The 1982-nt window shown below is 29.1% G+C and carries 2 protein-coding genes; both read right to left on the bottom strand.

Annotated features, from left to right (window positions below):
- Positions 1 to 299 precede the first annotated feature (299 nt).
- Positions 300 to 1256, bottom strand: a complete 957-nt coding sequence (locus CN326_RS23830; protein WP_255258206.1) for a hypothetical protein — start codon at positions 1254 to 1256, stop codon at positions 300 to 302.
- A 201-nt stretch (positions 1257 to 1457) separates the two neighbouring features.
- A complete protein-coding gene (locus tag CN326_RS23825; protein ID WP_098311387.1) occupies positions 1458 to 1913 on the bottom strand; it encodes a XoxI protein in 456 nt (151 codons plus the stop codon).
- Positions 1914 to 1982 lie beyond the last annotated feature (69 nt).

Here is a 1982-nt window from a genome sequence, read left to right as displayed (position 1 = left end):
TAAGTTGATGGATGTGGGGTGGGACCCCATACCCATCAAGCTAATATTTTGAAGTATCCCCAAAACGAAAATTTTATCTCTACAGTTGTCCATGGGAATTCAGATTTTTTTTCGTTTTGGGGAACAATGTATTTCTTAGTTTGATGGACATGGTGTTATGCCGACATTAAAGCAACACAAATTACTTCTTTGAACTATCTTTTATCGTTTTAATTATAGCTAAAAAAATAATGATAATAAAAATAATCGAATATATAATTATAGAAGACAAATTATAATACTCCTTATCAGTTTGTTTTTTAGTCCTTATTTTGAATTACTATTCGAAATGAACCAAAAGCTTGTTGACTAATATAATTTTCCTGAATTACCTCATAAGGAAAAGGTAAAGCTATAAATTGGAAATTACTTTCTTTTGCTACTTCAGGCAAATTAAAATCAAAAAGTTGTCTTTCTCCTGAAGAAACAGTAGTGTATAATACATCTTGATTATTAATGATTTTACTTTGTTCCCAATCTTTAAAAGCTACTATTGCAAATCTCATCGGCTTTTCTGTATCATTTCCAATAGACAATGCAAGTTCTTTCCCTTCTGGTTCAACAAAAACAGACTGTAGTTTATCTTTGTTTTTGGTAACAAATAAAAATTCGTTTAAACCATCTTTTTTTATAGAATCAGGTATCGTTTCTTTCATATCTCTAATGTTTTTATTTTGATTAATTGAGTAACGCATGCTTAAAACTTCCTCTAATATTCCTGCTCTATTAAAATCCATTTCCTTTAGTTTATAATTAGGTTTTTTAATTAATAAGAATATTACCTCGCAAGTATTTGAACTTACAGGTAAAGTAACTTTTATATCTCTAGAAGTATTGGGTTTCATACTAAAAAAATATTTTGTAGATTCTTGTTTGTTTTCAATTTTAAAGGGTACTTGTTTGAAGTCTTCTAATACAATCAAACCATACTCCCTATGTTCATCCATGTTATGATCTATAGAGACATTTACACTTATTATATTATTTTGTGGATTAATATTACTTCCATTATCTATATGTTCACCTTTTATATTTTTTAACCCATATCCAATAGTGTTTACACCTTGTCTAGTAAGATTATCTTCGTTGGTTTCCCTAATTTTTGAGGTTGGATTCAAGGAATCCACAGTTTTAAAAGTATATTTATAAAAAAAGTAGATTGAAAATATTAAAATTACAAATATAGTTCCGACTATATAATATCTTTTTATTTTCATAATCATTACCCCTTATTAAATGAAAAAAATGATATGCTATAAGCAGAAGCCACTGAAAAACTCTCTACTTTCAGTAGGTAACAGATTTTTTATTAATATACATTAACTAAAAAGAAGATAACCCGCTATATATAGTAGGTGGTTATCTTCTTTATTAAGGGACTTTTTCAGTGCCCTCTATAAGCATACTTTTTTAAACTTTTACCAGTAGGCTTTAGTTTCGTGTACAACATCGTTGTATCCACTAAGTTTATAAGTGTGATTTCCAATTGCCCAATCGTTCGCAAAATAGATAGTTCCATTATTAGCTTTTGCACTAATATAAGAAGACCTATTTGCCGATGCAGAATTTGAATTAATTAATGAACCATCAGTTCCATTAAAAGTTCTACATTTAGCATAAATGTAATCTTCTAAAGTTGTTGAAGAAGAACTAGAAACTGCATATGTTCCTCCTCCAAATGGAGTATAAGTATTTGTATTAGACGTATTTGATGGTACAGCCATAGTACTTATCATACCTGGTTTAGCTTGTTTATTACTTTGTATAACATCAGAATCAACTACCCCATCTGTTTCTGCAGCACTTGCACCGGTACCAAAACATAAAAGTGACAATCCCATAACTGTTGCAATTAATGGTTTTTTCATTTTCATCTTTATTACCTCCCTTTCTAAGTACAATAATTTGACCAATATTAAATAAATCCGGTTCTGTTGCAAAGT

This window comes from Bacillus sp. AFS018417 (genome assembly GCF_002560985.1).
GTDB classification, from domain to species: Bacteria; Bacillota; Bacilli; order Bacillales; family Bacillaceae_G; genus Bacillus_A; species Bacillus_A rhizoplanae.
Note: the sequence above shows the minus strand (reverse complement) of the source record. Positions and strands in the feature narration are given on the sequence as shown.